Consider the following 17,442-nt stretch of genomic DNA (forward strand, 5'->3'; position numbering starts at 1 on the left):
CCACGGTATATACCGTGAATTGGGTATTTATTGGTTTTCTCACAACATAAAAAATGTACGGAGCCGTTCACGCAAAGAGCGCAGAGGTAGGACGCAAAGAGCCGCAAAGGGTATTGTTCTGCGCTTGAGAACGCAAAGGGTTGATGCATAAAACTATCCAGATAACAGTATAGTTGCCTGATCCGGTCAGGTATCTAGACCAATCCCCGCTCCATGGCAAATTTCAGTAACCCCAGCATGGTGCTGTTCCTGGTCTTGCGGAGCATGTTTTTTCGGTGGGTCTCTACAGTCCGCTCGCTGATGAATAGTGTTGACGCTATGCGGGCGTTGCTGTATTCCTGAGCGATCAGTTTCAGTATTTCCAACTCGCGCTCTGTAAGTTTTATTTCCTGTATCTCGTTTGCTTTTTGTTCTCTTCTCAGTGCCTCGGTGCTCATTTTATCAGCTATCTCTTCGGGGAAATAAAGCTGGCCGCTATGCACTGTTCTTATGGCTTCCAGCAATTCCTGGTCGTTGGTGTTCTTCAGCAGGTAGCCCCATACGCCGGCATTGGCCATCTCCAGTATATACTCCACGCCGTCGTGCATAGACAGGCATATTACTTTTATCTCCGGGTGCAGTTCCTTTAGTTGGGTAGTGAGTGCAATGCCGTTCATGTCGGGCATATTGATGTCTACCAGGGCTACATCAGGTTGCAGGGTGTTTAATGCTATCAATAGATCACTGCCACGTGTATACGCGCCCATTACCTCCATGTCTTTTTGTTTCTTCAGTAGTGCGCTCAGCCCGTCTAGCAATATATGATGATCATCAACCAGCACTATTCCTGTTTTCTTCATAGTTATGTTATTTGTGAGGTAGATCTATGGTATAAGTAGTGCCTTGGCCGGGGTGGCTGTCTATCTCCAGGTGGCCACCAACGTAATTGATCCGCGACACTATATTTTTCAGTCCTATACCGTTCCCATTCTTCATTACTTCTTCCTTATCAAATCCCTTTCCATTATCATACACCAGCAGCGTTAGTTCAGTATCATGGTTTACCACCTCTATGTTCAGGGTGGTGGCGGTGGAGTGGCGCAGCACATTGCCCACCATTTCCTGTACACTGCGGTACAGCATCAGCACCTGCATTTTTTCCAGTTGCAGGTTGTTGGTATCTACCCATTCTGTGTATACCTCTATATTGGTTGTTTGCTTCACCCTTTGCGCCAGTTCTTCAAGCGCCTGCACCAGCGATTTATTGCGCAGCCATGGCGGCATCATATCGTGAGATAACTGCCTTACTTCTTTTATCGATTCATCAACATAGGCTATGGCATCCTTCAGGTCGTCGGGCTGTTGTGCATCGGTAGGAACAAGCGTCTGTATCTTTCTGCGAGTGGCTGCCAGCATTTGCCCTATGCCATCGTGCAGTTCCCTTGCCAGCCTTTGTCGCTCATTTTCTTCCGCATCTACTATGGCGGTTGCTCTGGCCTTTTCATATGCCAGTAGTTCTTCCTGCAAGCGCGCTTCCTGCTTCAGTTTATTGCGGTTGTAAAAGAGGTACAGGAGCGTAATGATGAGTGCCGATATGGCCAGCAGTGCTGCGGTAATGATCCTGGTGCGGCTCAGCTGCAGCGATTGTCTTTCGTTCTGCTCTGTAAGTAGCTTGTTCTGTTGTTCCTTCTTGCCTGTCTCATACTTTGCAGATAATTCTTCTACTGTTTTCTGCAGGTTCTCATTGTTCATCTGGTCGTGTAGTGCCAGGTGTTGTTGTGTGTATTCAAAAGCAGTCTTGTAGTCGCCCAGCTGTTGGTAGCAGTCGGCAAGCATTACGCAGGTATTGTCTTCGAGGTAGTTAAACTTTATTGCCTTACTTTTTGCGTTGGCTTCTTTAAAGTAGGGTATGGCTTCTGTAGGTTTATGCTGTTGTAGCAACAGTTCCCCAACATTATTTATACTCATCGCTTCGCCAAACTTGTCTCCAAATGCTGCCAGCAGCGCTATGCTTTCTTTCAGATAGCTTAGCGCTTTTTCAGGCTCATCGGTTGCCGCACTTACAGACGAGAGGTAATCCAGACTATAGGCCATGCCCTGACTGTTTCTTATAGATCTGTAACAGGTGTAAGCTATGGTAAAGTAATGAGTGGCGCTATCATACACCTTCGTGTCCATAAATATGAGCCCCTTATTATTGCAGCCTGTGGCCAGCTGGTCGAGGTCGTTAATGGCGCGTGAAAGTTCTATTGCTTTATTTATGGCACTATAAGCCTGTGGTATTTTCTTTATTTTCAGATATAGTATGCACAGCTCATTATACACATGCACCATTCCCAGGGTATCGTGAATGTGTTCGTATTGTTTATCCGCCTCCATGTACCAGCGCAGTGCGTCATCGCGGTTGCCACGCAGGTAACTGGCTACCCCTGCCAGAAAGGCCCCTTCTCCTATTTCTTTAGTTTGCTGCTGCTCTTTGGCAAGGGTATAGGCTCGTTCAGCAAAAGTGATGGTTTTTGCTGCATTACCCTTTTTGTAAAACCTGGCAGAATCGAGCAGTGTGCCCACGGTTTGCGCCCCTGCGGTAGAGCACATTAAAAGGCAGCACAGTAAGAGTATAAGTCTGTTGGTTGGGTACATTGTAGCTGCTACAGGGCTATAGTTTCATGGCCTGTATTGAGTATTTTGGTTGCTTTAGTAAATATAGCACAATTTGTTTCGTTGGGTTTGTCGAATAAATTTAGGTGGTATCTGCTTTTTTCAACATCAGGTGATGATAGAGCCTGCTTAGTTTTATGCGGTATACATCATAGAATAGTGCGAACACCAATATGCCCGCAGGTATATAAAACGTATGGTAGCTGATCTGCTTGAAAATATAGCCACCCGCTATAGCGCCCGAAAGAAAGAACAGAATGATAACTACCTTAAGTATAATGCGTTGCTGTAAGATATTGCGGGGCACGTCGCCCTTGTGTGCCAGTGCGGAGAGGTCTATGCCCAGATCGGTAAAGAGGCCGGTAAGATGTGTGGTACGTACTGCTGCCCCCGATATCACCGATACAAAAGCGTTTTGCAGGCCCATAGCAAAGAGCAGTATACCTGCAAAAAACTCTGTTTGTGCCACGCTGTGGTTGTAATTATGTGCCGTGGCGCCAACCAGCACCAGGATAGCAATTTCAACCACCACCGGCACCATATAAGAATTGTGTTTGCGGGCCGATGCCCACCTGATGTAATAGCCCGAACAAAATGCGCCTGACAGGAACAGTAGCATCCAGAGCCCCACCATTCTTGCTGACCGCAGATTGCCTTCGGCAAGTTGCTCTGCAAATAGCGCTGCATGGCCCGTAACATTAGTGGTCAATACTTTAAATGCCAGCAGTCCGCTCACATTTACAAACCCAGCCGTAAGGCAAAGCATTGCCGCCAGCCTTATATTCTGTTTGTGGTTTCGCCTCCTCCCTGAGTGCCGTAACATGCTACAAGGTACGGTTTTTTGGTGGGGTTATGTGGCCGGGTCTATCGCCAGCAACTGCTCACCATCCGCAATAGTCTCTTTAAGTTCGCCATTACTTGCCCGGTAGTCGCTCTTGCCTGCGACGGCCATATTATATGATGGACCGCCATACGTTTGAACATAATATTATACAAACTCACTTAAAACCAAAACAATCAAATAGGTGTTGCGGCAATAGATAAATATTTGGCATACAAATAGTAGTAGTTCAACATTTCTTTTTTTATATTTACTATCTAATATATTTGTCTGCAATTTTCACCCCATTCGCATCCATATACTATGAAAAAGCAGCATGCGAACTTTATATGTTTAAAATGCTTACAGACCATAAAAAAGGCGTTGTTGAACCGTTGATCTTTTCGGTGGCTGTGTTTATACTCACATCCTTGCTGGTACAGTACCTGGTGTACCAGCAATACCTTATTGCCCGTGAGAATGAACAAGAACAACTGCAACAGGAATTAAACCGTGTAAAAGATGGGTTCAGGGGTATATTGAATTCAAATATCACAGTTGCAAATGCATTGGCTACCATACACAAAAGCTTTGGCAGCAACTACAATTTCGACACAACTGCAAAACAATTACTGGAAACCAACAAATATATTGACGCTCTGCAGTTGACAGATGGGGGCGTAATTACGCATGTGTACCCGCTCAGGGGCCACGAAGGAACCATTGGGTTTAATACACTTGGAGACAGCACGAGGAGAAAAGAAGCCGAGCATGCAATAAAACGCAGAGACATCTACTTTGCCGGCCCCCGCAAACTGAAAGAAGGCGGTATCGGCATTTTAGGGAAAGTACCCATGTTCTCTGGTGGGAAGTTGCTCGGCTTCAGTACTGTATTAACCAAGTTACCAACTATTGTTACAGCGCTCAAATTATATGACAGCAGCAAACTGATTTATTCTTACAAACTTGCTAAAAATAATGCTGCAGATTCCAGCGATTATTACTTCACAAAAATGCTGCCAGGCAGCAAAAACATTGCTGCATCCACTCAAGTAAATGAGGGCGACTGGACATTGACCGTGTCCTACAGTTCTGTTGCTCATACCAACAACTTTCCTCTTACCCAAGCGCTTATTGGCTTCCTTCTCGCACTATTTGCAGGAGCGTTCATGTATCGGAGGATAAGGCAACCATATTATCTGAAAGAGATAATAGACGCAAAGACAAAGGAGTTGTCAGCCAGGGAAAAATATTACCGTACTATCACCGAAGCCAACTACGATGCAACGGTTCTGTTGGATGGAACTGGCAAAGTTCTCTACCAGACACCATCAGTAGAAAAGATATTAGGTTATTCGTTTGCAGAAATGCAATTGTTAGATGGCATTGAACTTATACACCCAGATGACAGGGAGCGGGATAGTCAGGCCTTTATTGATTTGTTGGGAGAGTCGCGCAGAATTGTGCACCTTACACATAGGATCAGGAAGAAAGATGGCAACTACATATGGATAGAGAGCACCTACAGAAATTTACTGCTTGATGAAAATATTCGTGGCATTGTGCTCAACTACCACGACATAACGGACAAAGTCATTGCCCAACATCAGCTTGCAGAAAGGGTTAAAGAACTATCCACAATCTATTATGCTAATGAGATACTAAAAGACGAACATCAAAGCGCCGGCGAGGTATTCACGAAAATTGTGGAGTTATTGCCTCCAGGCTGGCAATACCCCGAAATATGCGGAGCAAGAATAGTATTTGACGGGCAAGAATATTGCACTCAAAATTACAGGACTTCTGTTACTGTTCAGGCTGAACATTTTAGACTGATCGACGGGCGGCAGGGCGTGATCGAAGTGATATACACAGAAGAGAAGCCGCATGAATATGAAGGGCCGTTCCTGAAAGAGGAGCGTGACCTGATTAGGACCCTGGCGGAAACCATAGTAGTTTATTTTAATAAAGCGTCTCAGCAACGGGAGCGTACAAAATCTGAAGCTAATTTCAGAAGCTCATTCGAGCATGCGGCGATAGGTGTAGCGCTTGTTTCTACAGGTGGAAAATTTGTGAAAGTAAACCAAGCCCTTTGTAGTATGCTGGGGTATAGCGAAGATGAATTGCTGGCCCTCACATTTGCGGAGATCACACACCCGGAAGACGTTGGTCCCGATGTAGAAAATGTCAAACTGATATTGGATGGGATAAAGGATTTTTACAGGATAGAAAAGAGATACATCCACAAAAATGGCTCCATCATCTGGATCAATCTTAATGCAGCTATTATCAGGGATAGCGAACATAAGCCATTGTATTTTGTATCTCAGATTGAAAATATTACAGAGCGGAAAGAGTCGCAATCTAAATTCCAGGATCTTGTTGAAAAATCACTTGTAGGAGTTTACATCGTCCAGCAGGGTAGGTTTGTATATGTAAATCCATGGATCATGGAGGAATCTGGCTACTCAGAAAAAGAGTTGACCTCTATTTCTTTTGACAGGTATTTGCACCCGGATGATGTAGCTCTGGTATCGAAGAACATTAGGGCCAGACTTAGTGGCGAAGTGAATGATACAAGGTATGAAGTGAGGGTGTTCAAAAAAACGGTGAGTTGATGTGGATGGAAATGTTTGGGTCTGTGACAACCTATAATGGTGCCCCTGCCATCATTGGTACGATGGTAAACATTACCGAGCAAAAGGAAATGTACGATGATCTTGCAAGATCGGAAGCAAACCTGAAGTCAATTTTTAATAATACCCAGGCTTCGTTTCTGCTTGTTGATCAAAATATTAATATTCTGGCTTGTAATGAGTATTTCCGTATCGAGTATGCTTATCAGACAGGCATCGATCTCCGGATAGGTTTAAACATGCTTGATCTGCTATTACCGGAGAGGTTAGAGCCGATTAAAAAAATATTTGAAAGCGTAAAAGCGAACGGTATAGCAGTAGACTACGAAACGACATATACCAACAGGCAACTGCCCAAACATGTTTCTGCTACAATATCTCCTGTGTTAAATAACGGGGCAATTATTGGATTTTGCTATGTTGGGTTCGATATTACCAACAGGAAAAACCTGGAGATAGAAAAACAAAAAATGGTTGCTGATCTTTTCAACAGGAACAGGGATCTCCAGGAATTTGCCCAGATAGTTTCTCATAATCTAAGGGCGCCGCTGGCTACACTGCTTGGTCTTAATAATATGCTTAAGGACAGTGAGAGCGAAGAAGAAAAGGACTTTGTTCTGGAGAACATTGCGATAACTTCAGAGAAAATAGATGTTGTTGTAAGAGAGCTGAATAATATCCTGGATGTAAAACAAGATTCTTTAGAAACAAGCACAGCGGTTGATCTTAATGAACTTTGGAAGGAAATTCACCACAAATTCGAAGACCTGATCGCGAAGAGCCACGCTGAAATTACAATTGATTTTACCACTATCAGTAACGTGTTTACACTGCGGTCTTACCTCTTTAATATTCTGTATAGCCTTGTTTCAAATAGTTTAAAATACAAGGATAAAGAGAGGCCGCTGAAAATAAGGATATGGACAGAGCAACTGCCGGGAAAGACATTGCTCATTATTCAGGATAATGGTACAGGCATTGATATGAATAGGCATAAGGATCAGCTTTTTCTGCTTAATAAGCGCTTTCATAATACCTCTGATGGAAAAGGCATGGGGCTCTATATTGCAAAAGCACAGGTAGATATACTACAGGGAACAATAGAAATGGATAGTGAACCGGGCGCGGGCACTACAGTTAGGGTGATACTGCCGAGTGAGTACCATTGATAAACATCGTGGAAATATGCATTATCAAAATGCCAAATTTTCTCGTTGAAGAACCATCATGTAAATTTCTTCCCTTGCCTGGCACGCCTTTCATTTGTCACCAGCCATCTCATCACCTTATCAATGTCACATTTCCCTTTAGTGAGGTTGTTTTGCCATGTTCGGTTATTTGAGCCGTGTATACATACACGCCTTGTGCTGCAGGTACATTTTTATACATGCCATTCCATCCTGCCGACGAATAGTTTGTCCAGAACACTCGCTCTCCCCAGCGGTTGAATACACTTAGGGAAAAATCATCGTAGACGGTTAGCGGATCTCCGGCAAGGCAAAACAGATCGTTGTGTCCATCTCCATTTGGTGTAAACGCATTGGGGAAAGGGTAGGCGATTGTGTCTTTGATTTCCACTGCAGAATCCTGCACGCCTATCATGCCTATGTAGTAATAGCTATCGCCGGTGTTGCCACCTACAACACTTTTAGTAAGGTTAGCATCATTTTTAAAACAGCCTATTACCAGATTGGTATATGCAGAATCCGCCACAAATGTTCCTGTAAGGGTCACCCAATTGGTTTTATCCGTTATCACGCCATAACTCGAATAATCTATCTGCGGAGTGACCGCTAAAGGCCCCGACAGCAGCGGCTCATTTACGGCATAAGTACTGAAAAAGATACCGAGCCCGTTTGTAGCATACTTGCTGTAATCTGCAAGCGACACTTTTATGGACATTGTATAGGTTTTACCCTTTGTAAGCGCATCGATAGTTGTGCCTATATATTCTCTGTATTCATACATGTCTACGTATGTGAACAGCCCCATGTACGCATTATTCCATGAACTTTGAGTTCCGAAAAGATTGTTGGGTACACCCACAGTTGTGCCTGTGGCGCAGGCATTAAAGTAGTCGGAGGTGCCCTGTGTTACCTGCCGCCAACCGGCGCAAGCATCGGCCTGACTATAGCTGTAAGGGCAGTAAACATAATGTATAAAACCTGGTGTGGATATTTGTGCGTTGCTTTTAAAAGATACCAACAGCAATAGTAGTGGGAAGATGACAAATGAGTATTTCATAGATTACGAAACTTTAGGGCTATAGATTTTTGGTCAATAGGGATGTACAATGAAGCCAAAGATATAAAAAATGTAATGTTTATTGATCTTTTAATGAGTGCCTTGATTTTCTGTTACTATACAAATCCCGCCCTCTTAAAAAATTATGAATATTGGTTTCATTTTGCACTGCGTAATTGCTTTAACAAGATCATTGCCAAATCGTCAAATTGCCGAATTATCTCATTGAAAAACCATCATGTAAATTTCTTTCCTTGGCTGGCGCGGGTTTTACAAAAATATTTGGAAACGGACCTTTCGGTACCTTATCTTGCTTAAAACGAGGGAAAAATCGCTTGATCACTATATGAAAATTACTAAACTCAATTCACCGGGTATCATGTCTATCCTTAAATCCTAAAAATCATGGTTCAGACAAAAAAAAGTGGCAACATGTGGCAGAAAGTGGCAGGAAGTGGCAAAATGTAGTAGTTTATTAGAATCGGCCGAACCCTTACTCACAAAGCCATACACGGAAATTGGTGAGAAAAAACTGCCACTTTTGTGAAAAACTGCCATTTTTTAAGAGGTGGCAAAAACCTTACCCAACACGGTCTTTGCTTCGCGAAGGGCTCGCAAAGACGGTTTGGGTGGGTCTTAAAGAGAGCCGGCCCGTGCGAATGTCGTGGTTCGGCGAGGCTCACTATGACATTCGGTAGCAGCCGGATGACTGCCTCACCGGAACATTCTGTATGTACATTGTCGAATTGCCGAATTGTAAAATTGCCCCATTTATTCAATAATAATTTGTACATTTGCACAAATTAGAAAGAGAGGGGACAAATAATTGTCCCCTCGTTTTTTAGGTATGAGTGAGCTGATTCAAAAAGTATATGCTCTTATAGAGCCCATGATCGATGGTACTGATATGTTTATTGTAGACATAAAAGTGAAGCCGGTCAATAATATTAAGGTGTTCATGGATGCCGATAGTGGCTTCTCCATAGAGCGCAGTGTATCTATACACCGCAGGTTGTATCATATATTAGAAGAAGATGGCTCGTTCCCCAATGGCGATTTTTCTCTCGAAGTATCGAGCCCCGGTATAGATGAGCCACTGGCCCAGTTGAGGCAGTATACTAAAAATATAGGCCGCAAGATCACTATTACAGATAAGGAAGATAAGGATACAACGGGTATGCTTACAGAGGTTTCTGAAACAGAAGTGACGCTTGAAGTGAAAAAACTGAAAGAAAAAATAGCAACACCGGTAGTGATACCTTTTAAAAATATAAAGAAAGCAGTAGTACAAATTATTTTTTAACAAGCCTTTGCCCGCTTGAAATAAGGGCAGAGAAAAACCAGAGTATATGCCAAGTATCAATCTTATTGATTCCTTCCAGGAGTTTAAAGACGCGGAAAATATTGACAGGCCTACCCTCATGAAGGTACTTGAAGATGTTTTTAAGACGCTGCTTCGTAAAAAGTACGGCAGTGATGATAACTTCGATGTGATAGTGAATGACCAGACGGGTGACCTTGAAATATTTCGCAGGCGCGAGGTAGTAGAGGACGATATGGTGGAAGACGAGAATGCACAGATACCATATACTGAAGCTATTAAAATTGAAGCCGATTATAACGTAGGTGAAGAAGTGTATGAGGAAGTAGATGTGGCACACTTTGGCCGCCGTGCTATCCTGGCTGCAAAGCAAACACTGGCTGCCCGTATTGGCGACCTGAAGAAAAACAACCTGATGAAGAAGTATGCCGACCGTGTTGGCGACATCATCACCGGCGAAGTTTACCAGATATGGAAAAAAGAAATGTTGCTGCTTGATGACGAAGGTAATGAGCTGATCATGCCTAAGACAGAGCAGATACCTACAGATTTCTTTAAGAAAGGCGAAACTGTTCGCTCGGTAGTAAAGAAAGTAGAAATGAGGAACAATACACCTGTTATTATCCTTAGCCGCACCCATGCTTCATTCCTTGAGAAATTGCTGGAAATAGAAGTTCCGGAAATACTCGATGGTCTGATCACGGTTAAGAAGATAGTACGTGAGCCCGGTGAGCGCGCCAAGGTAGCTGTAGAAAGCTATGACGATCGTATCGATCCGGTAGGTGCCTGCGTAGGTATGAAGGGTAGCCGTATCCACGGTATCGTTCGTGAGCTGCGTAATGAAAATATAGATATTATCAATTATACCAACAATGTTACCCTGTTGCTGCAGCGCTCTTTAACGCCTGCACGTATCAACAACATTAAGCTGGATAACGAAAAAATGTCTGCTGATGTATACCTCGATAGCGACCAGGTATCTCTGGCTATCGGTAAGAAGGGTGTTAACATTAAGCTGGCACAAGAACTGACCGGGTATTCTATAGATGTATTCCGTGATGCTAAGGAAGAAGTTGATTTCGACATTGACCTGGCAGAATTTGCGGATGAAATAGAACCATGGATCATTGAAGAACTGAAGAAGATAGGTTGCGATACAGCACTGAGCGTGTTGGATCTTTCTAACGAAGAGCTGGTACGCCGTACCGATCTTGAAGAGGAAACAGTTAAGGAACTGCGCAATATACTGGAAGCAGAATTTAAGAACGAAGACTAAGCGCGTATGGTGGCATTTGTAAGCTGAAAAGTACCTGTGTGTCTTTGAATTTGAGTAAAATGATGTGTTTTGCCCATAAATGGGAAAATATATGTTAAGTTTTTACGCATTGCGTAAATAAAGTGATGCAGCCGGTCGTGCCCCTTCGTCATTTTAGCATAAAATGGCGTAGGTTTGTATCATCAGGGTGCGGGCCGGGTGAAAACCCGGCGAAAAAGTATTTTGACAAGGAAATAGTAATAATGACAACAACAACAACAAAGACACCCAGGTTACTGGAAGCTGCTAAGGAATTTAACATTGGTAAGGAAACACTTGTAGAGTTCCTTAGTGATAAAGGATTCCAGATGAGTAGCAATCCAGGTGCCAAGCTCACCGAGCAAATGTATGGCGCCCTGCAGGTAGAATTTGCACTAGACAAAGACGCCAAACGCAGGAGCGACCAGATTGCATTGCCTAAGGGTTCGTTGTATGATAACGGTAAGAAGAAGGAAGCTGAGCCGGTAATAGCGAAGAAGGAAGAGCCGGTAGCCCCTGTAAAGGAAGCGCCGAAGCCTGTTGCTGCACCTGCAAAGGAAGTAGAAAAGTCTAAAGCCGCAGAAGTAAAGGCAGAAGCACCGAAAGCAGAGGTAAAACCTGTAGAAGTAGCTAAACCGGTAGTAGTGGCCGAAGCGCCTAAGGAGAAAGCAGCGGAGCCTGTAAAGGCAGCCCCTGTGGTAGCCGAAGCGCCGAAAGAAAAAGCGCCTGAAGCTGTAGCACCGCCTGCAAAGAGCGAACCTGAAGTTGAAGAACCTCAGCACGTAGACATTAAAGCACCTAAGATAGGCGGCCCAAATATTCTTGGTAAGATCAATCTCGATGAGATGAACCTTGCTTCCCGCCCTAAAAAGGGTGCGGTGAAGAAAGCAGCTCCCGAAGCAGCACCTAAGAAGGCCGAAAAAGCAACAGCTCCGAAGAAAGAGCCTGTAGCAGAAACTCCGGCAGAGCCAACAGCAGCTGTCGCAGCGCCTGCGCAGGAAGTTGCAGCGCCTAAAAAAGCAGAACCAAAACCACAACCGGTAGCAGAAGTTACTCCAGCTCCGCCACAGGCCGCTCCTGAAGCGCCTGCAGCCGCAGCTGATGACGATGATGCTAATAAGCCGGAACATATTGAGATGAGGGCCCCAAGACTGGAAGGCCCTAAGATCATTGGTAAAATAGAATTGCCTGTTTCTCAGCCGGGTGGCGGAAACGTAAGGCCTAGTGAAAGAGAAAAGCGCAAGCGCAAACGCATACCTGTTGAAAAACGTCCTGAATCGTACAAACCGGGTCAGCCGGGTACAGGTACCCCAGGCCAGCGCCCTCCGGGCACCGGTACTCCGGGTGTTGGCGGACAAGGCAGTAGGAATGGTGGTGGCGTTGGTCGCCCTACAGGTGGTGGCGGTGTAGGCCGTCCTATCAATGGTCCTAACGGCACCGGTGGTGGCGGCAGGCCAGGTGGTGGTGGCGTAGGTCGCCCATCAGGTAATGGCCAGGGTGGTCGCCAGGGTGGCGGTCCGTACAGGCCGGGTGGCGGTGGCCAGGGTGGTCCTCGCAGGCCATATGGCGAACCGGTTTCTCAGCAACAGCAGGAAATTGACGCGAAAGCGATACAAGATAAAATACGCGAAACACAGGCTAAGCTTACAGGCTCTACCCGTAGCAAAAACCTTAAGGCCAAATACCGCCGTAACAAGCGAGATGAAATGGCTGAAAAGCGTGCAGCGGCAGAAAACTCTGATGGTATCAACATCATACAGGTTACTGAGTTCATCTCGGTAAGTGAGTTGGCTAGTTTGCTAAACGTGAGCTTTGCCGATATCATCGGCAAGTGTATGAGCCTGGGTATCATGGTGTCTATCAATCAGCGCCTTGATGCGGAAGTAATTGAACTGGTAGCAAGTGAGTTTAGCTATGAAGTGGAATTCATCAACCTGGAACAAGGTGTAGATGAAGAAGATGAAGAAGTAGATTCGGAAGATGATCTTAAGCCTCGTGCACCAATTGTAGCTATCATGGGTCACGTCGATCACGGTAAGACCTCATTGCTCGATTATATACGTAGTGCCAACGTAGTAGCAGGTGAAGCCGGTGGTATCACTCAGCACATTGGTGCCTACCAGGTGTTATCACCTGCAGGTAAGAAGATCACATTCCTCGATACTCCGGGTCACGAAGCGTTTACCGCAATGCGTGCACGTGGTGCCAAGGTAGCCGATGTAGGTGTGATCGTTATTGCAGCTGATGATGCGATAATGCCACAAACAAAAGAAGCAATATCACACGCACAGGCTGCAAACCTGCCAATGATATTTGCTATCAATAAGATAGATAGAGAAGGTGCTGATCCAGAAAAGATCAAGCAACAGCTGGCTACAATGAACATCCTGGTTGAAGACTGGGGTGGTAAATTCCAAAGCCAGGAAATATCTGCCAAGAAGGGTCTGAATATTGACCTGTTATTGGAAAAGATAGGTCTGGAAGCAGAATTGCTGGAGTTGAAAGCTAACCCTGATCGTATGGCTACCGGTTCTGTAATTGAAGCATCGCTCGATAAGGGCCGTGGTTTCCAATCTACGATATTGGTACAGAATGGTACACTTAGTCAGGGAGACATGGTAGTATGCGGACAATACTATGGTAAGATCAAGGCGATGTTCAACGAACGTGGCCAGCGTGTTACCGAAGCAGGTCCATCTACACCGGTTCAGATACTCGGTTTGAATGGTGCACCTCAGGCAGGTGAGAAGTTCAGGGTATTTGCTGATGAGAATGAAGCTAAGGAAACGGCCAACCACCGCTCGCAGATCATGCGTGAGCAAGGTATCCGCGCCCGCAAGCACATCACACTCGATGAAATTGGTCGTCGTCTGGCATTGGGTAGCTTTAAGGAACTGGGTATCATCATCAAGGGTGACTTCGATGGTTCTGTGGAAGCGCTTAGTGACTCATTGCAGAAACTGGCTACACCAGAAGTAGCGGTGAATATAGTACACAAGGGTGTTGGTCAGATCACCGAGTCAGATGTATTGCTGGCAACGGCTTCTGATGCTATCATCCTCGGCTTCCAGGTGCGTCCATCCCTACAGGCTGCCAAGCTTGCAGAGCAGGAGAACATCGAGATCCGTACTTACTCCATCATCTACGATGCTATCGAAGAGATCAAGAGCGCCATGGAAGGCTTGCTTGAGCCTAAGGTAGAGAAGAAGACTACAAGTAACGTAGAAGTACGTGAAGTATTCAAGATAGGTGGTATCGGAACTATCGCAGGTTGTTATGTACTGGATGGTAAGATCGCCCGTAATTCTAAGATCAACCTCGTAAGAGATGGTATTGTGGTATTCACAGGTGAGCTGTCTTCACTGAAACGCTTCAAGGATGACGTGAAGGAAGTAGCTACCGGTTATGAGTGCGGTATAATGGTCAAGAACTACTCCGATATCCGTACAGCAGATATTATAGAAAGCTTTGAAGAGGTAGAAGTAAAACGTACCTTATAATCAATAAAGTATTAAATGTAAAAATCCCGGCAGTTACAAAACTGCCGGGATTCTTTATTATAGAGGGTTGTGTACTTCCTGCCGCCCTTCAATTATCAGATATAATGCCAGTTCCCCCGCTCCTCTATCCACTATTCTATGATGTATTTTATAACACCCACCATCACTATACTTCCCTTTAAGACAGGCAATGACTTCTTCAGCTCTCGCATTGGTGTTGATATCAATAATGTACAGCACACAGGCATTATACCGTAATGCCGGCCGGCCTCCTATCTGCAGATAGTGATAGTGACAAATGCCCATAATAATAAGTTCTTAAAAGGAATGCTCTGCACGGCCCCGGCGATATACTACACCTCCGCCGGTGCGATAGACAGTAGTATAAATGCTTACCTGAGCATAATGGTTGTGTAGTAGTAAAAACTATTTGCCTTAGCAAGGAACTCATCTTCAACCACTATGTGCTTATAGCCTAACGTAAAGCGCCTAACGATTAAAGGGGTATTCATTGATCCAGTGAAAGCCACGGTTGGTAAGCAGAAACGATTTGTCGTCTATCCTTTTTATGACAGCGTATAAGGTAGCACCGTGGTAGCTGCCAGTCATTGTATAAGTGTTACTGTCGGTCTTATTGTAAGACATGTTTATAGTAAACTGCTTGTCACTGGTCATCTCCAATGTATGGTGCACGGTATCGGCTTTAAACTTGTACCACGCGGTACTATCATTCATTTTTCTTACTGAGGCATAATCATCGCCAATTATAATGCGCCGCCACCTTACGCTATCTGTGACGACTGCCGCCAGTGTATCATTATTACAAATGAAGGTCTGCACATCATATGCGCCGGCCATGGGTGTTTTATCCGTCTCACCGTTACCGATCATATCTATGTTGTCGTAGATAGATAATGCCAGAAATGCCGTGATAAAAATTGCCTTTACAGCCTTGTGGGCAATGTTCCATTTCCTGGTCCGGAATATTGAAACCGATGCTGCGGGTGCTACAGGCTTGTTGAAGATGAAGAAGTTGAGAAAGCGGCCGCCATCGGCGGCTATGATGAACAGAGACATGAGCAAGAGGCTGGTAGAAAAGAGCTTTACCGGCACATCGTAGCAAAAATTGATCATAACGATATTGGTAACAACTGTAGTAGCTATACATGCCCCGAAAAGCCTTGTTCGCCTGAAAAGCAGCAACAGTCCACCTATACCCTCAAAGAAACCCATAAAGTAGTTATACGCGTCTGAGTAGCCAAGGAAGGTCCATGCAAGACCCATAGGCGATGAAGACCCATAGGGCTGCAGGAGCCTGCTAACACCGGGCGCAGGAAACTGCGACTTGAATATCTTGGCAAAGCCGTACTCCATGAGTGCAAAAGCAAGATAGTAGCGGACAATAACCAATACCCAATAGTACCCCCTGTTATAGCTTTTGCGTTTGCCGTCGGCTATGCTCCATACTATACATGATGCAAAGGAAAGAACGATAATAAAAAACTCCTCTACATAATTGTACGTGGTGTCGCCGCTGCCATTGGGTTTTGCTTCTATTTTATAAGGAATGTGCAGCACAACTCTACCCGTCCAATACACGAGTGAGTCAAAGAGATTGCCAAGCATCGTCCATGGGAATATATTGGCCAGGAAGAATACCGCAAAGAAACGAAAGAGGATTTTCTCAGTGCGCGTCCAACTGTGGCGTAAAATGCTTGTGTTATCCATAGGTAGTACATTTAGGCATTACCAAATTAGAAAATTTTCAGTGTAAAGCCCGGGAATATTTGTTTGAAGTTATCGGTGGCTATGAGTTCGGGGGAAAGTGTAACACCGTGAGCCAGCTGCAGATCCAAAAATACTTTCATTGTGGTATTCTTAAAATAGTTACCCTTAGATAGTACCAGATAGCCCACTCCAAATGTTGTCCTCCTGATCTTCAGTCCCATTAAGTCATTGTCCATTTCCTCGCCCCAGTGCAGATTTACAAAGGCATTAGTGTTGGTAATATAATCACCGTTGCTGTTTTTGTCGAAGAAGAAAATGGGTTGGAAATACAGGCCCAGGACATTATGGTTTTTGGACGAACGGTATTTTTTATAGCCAAGCAGTAATTGCAGGCCAAGGTCGGCGGAAGGTGCGAGGGTATTGCGTATGAGGCCAATGCCCATGTTGAAGTCGGCAGTAAGGTAATCATAGCCGTTATGTTCCATATCGAGTTCATCCTTTATAACACCATTGTATTGCTTATACTGCACTATTGCCGGACGTGTGATTTTTTTAGCTGTCTCGGAAAGATAGGGGCGATACACTGATGACACAACACCAACATGCCCTCTCTTACCACTTGCCAAAGGTCGTTTCGCTTCTTCCAGGGTGTCTACGATGCGCTTCATTTCTACTTTGTCAGCAATTATCTGGTCTACATCGGTGTAGTTATTCAGTGTAAATGTGAGCTGTATGCTGTACGGAAATATATTCAGCAATTCTTTGCCGGGGCCTTTCACTTTTATAAACATAGCTTCTTTCAGTGGCATCTCATTTTCAATAACGATATGCACGGTGTCCTGCTCAATTTTAAGCCTTGATACATCGTTATTCACCTTTACAAACGATTGCCCCTCGGCCGGGTATTTATTGAACCGTATTTTACGGGTGTTGTTCTTAAGGTTGTATACATAGTCTATGCGTACATTCCTCATATTATTACCTTCCAGCGAATCCTTGTAAAAAGCAATGTCTTTCCTGAAGTTCATAAGTATGGAGTCCATGTTTTTCAATAGTGCATAGTCTTCTATCCTGAACAGTTCCAGCACCATTTTTTTATCCTTGAGCATTACCACATCCTTTATGTGGATATAGCATGGTATGCAAGGGTTGAATGTAGACTCCGTTCTGGACGGCAAGGTGTGCAAGTCTGTGGTTTGGGCAAAGAGAGTGCCGTGCAGGCTTATAAGTATAAGCGCTGTAGATAAGATCAGTTTGTTCAT

Annotated in this window: 11 protein-coding genes; 5 read left to right on the top strand and 6 right to left on the bottom strand. The window is 44.6% G+C overall.

Annotation, left to right across the window (positions count from 1 at the left end; all coding sequences use genetic code 11):
* Positions 1-194: 194 nt before the first annotated feature.
* From CJD36_RS12400 to CJD36_RS12410, 3 genes are all read right to left on the bottom strand, one after another.
* Complete coding sequence (locus CJD36_RS12400) at positions 195-839, bottom strand: response regulator transcription factor (protein ID WP_105039492.1); 645 nt, start codon at positions 837-839, stop codon at positions 195-197.
* A gap of 7 nt (positions 840-846) precedes the next feature.
* Positions 847-2,547 (bottom strand): tetratricopeptide repeat-containing sensor histidine kinase, encoded by a 1,701-nt coding sequence (locus tag CJD36_RS12405; protein WP_161499297.1) that lies wholly within the window; start codon positions 2,545-2,547, stop codon positions 847-849.
* Positions 2,548-2,719: 172 nt separating this feature from the next.
* Positions 2,720-3,460, bottom strand: coding sequence for a YoaK family protein (locus CJD36_RS12410; RefSeq protein WP_105039494.1), 741 nt, complete (start codon positions 3,458-3,460; stop codon positions 2,720-2,722).
* Positions 3,461-3,744: 284 nt separating this feature from the next.
* Between CJD36_RS12410 and CJD36_RS12415 the strand changes: the two genes are divergently transcribed.
* Complete coding sequence (locus CJD36_RS12415; RefSeq protein WP_105039495.1) at positions 3,745-6,075, top strand: PAS domain S-box protein; 2,331 nt, start codon at positions 3,745-3,747, stop codon at positions 6,073-6,075.
* On the top strand, positions 6,075-7,262 hold the full coding sequence (locus CJD36_RS12420) for a sensor histidine kinase (RefSeq protein WP_105039496.1): 1,188 nt from the start codon (positions 6,075-6,077) through the stop codon (positions 7,260-7,262). The genes CJD36_RS12415 and CJD36_RS12420 overlap by 1 nt, the downstream gene beginning before the upstream one ends.
* A gap of 112 nt (positions 7,263-7,374) precedes the next feature.
* Here the strand turns inward: CJD36_RS12420 and CJD36_RS12425 are convergent, their stop codons facing one another.
* Positions 7,375-8,337: a T9SS type B sorting domain-containing protein gene (locus CJD36_RS12425; RefSeq protein ID WP_105039497.1), complete on the bottom strand. Its 963-nt coding sequence runs from the start codon at positions 8,335-8,337 to the stop codon at positions 7,375-7,377.
* Positions 8,338-9,184: 847 nt separating this feature from the next.
* On the opposite strand from CJD36_RS12425, the gene CJD36_RS12435 reads away from it, so the two are divergent.
* The 3 genes from CJD36_RS12435 (at position 9,185) to infB (ending at position 14,452) form a co-directional block, all read left to right on the top strand.
* Positions 9,185-9,640 (top strand): ribosome maturation factor RimP, encoded by a 456-nt coding sequence (locus tag CJD36_RS12435; RefSeq protein ID WP_105039499.1) that lies wholly within the window; start codon positions 9,185-9,187, stop codon positions 9,638-9,640.
* Between the two features lie 46 nt (positions 9,641-9,686).
* A complete protein-coding gene (gene nusA, locus CJD36_RS12440; protein WP_105039500.1) occupies positions 9,687-10,934 on the top strand; it encodes a transcription termination factor NusA in 1,248 nt (415 codons plus the stop codon).
* 242 nt (positions 10,935-11,176) lie between these two features.
* Positions 11,177-14,452, top strand: a complete 3,276-nt coding sequence (gene infB, locus CJD36_RS12445; RefSeq protein ID WP_105039909.1) for a translation initiation factor IF-2 — start codon at positions 11,177-11,179, stop codon at positions 14,450-14,452.
* A gap of 489 nt (positions 14,453-14,941) precedes the next feature.
* Here infB and CJD36_RS12455 read toward each other — a convergent pair whose 3' ends face one another.
* On the bottom strand, positions 14,942-16,180 hold the full coding sequence (locus tag CJD36_RS12455; protein WP_133162627.1) for a hypothetical protein: 1,239 nt from the start codon (positions 16,178-16,180) through the stop codon (positions 14,942-14,944).
* 26 nt (positions 16,181-16,206) lie between these two features.
* Positions 16,207-17,442: a hypothetical protein gene (locus CJD36_RS12460; protein ID WP_105039503.1), complete on the bottom strand. Its 1,236-nt coding sequence runs from the start codon at positions 17,440-17,442 to the stop codon at positions 16,207-16,209.

This window comes from Flavipsychrobacter stenotrophus (genome assembly GCF_002954265.1).
GTDB lineage: Bacteria > Bacteroidota > Bacteroidia > Chitinophagales > Chitinophagaceae > Flavipsychrobacter > Flavipsychrobacter stenotrophus.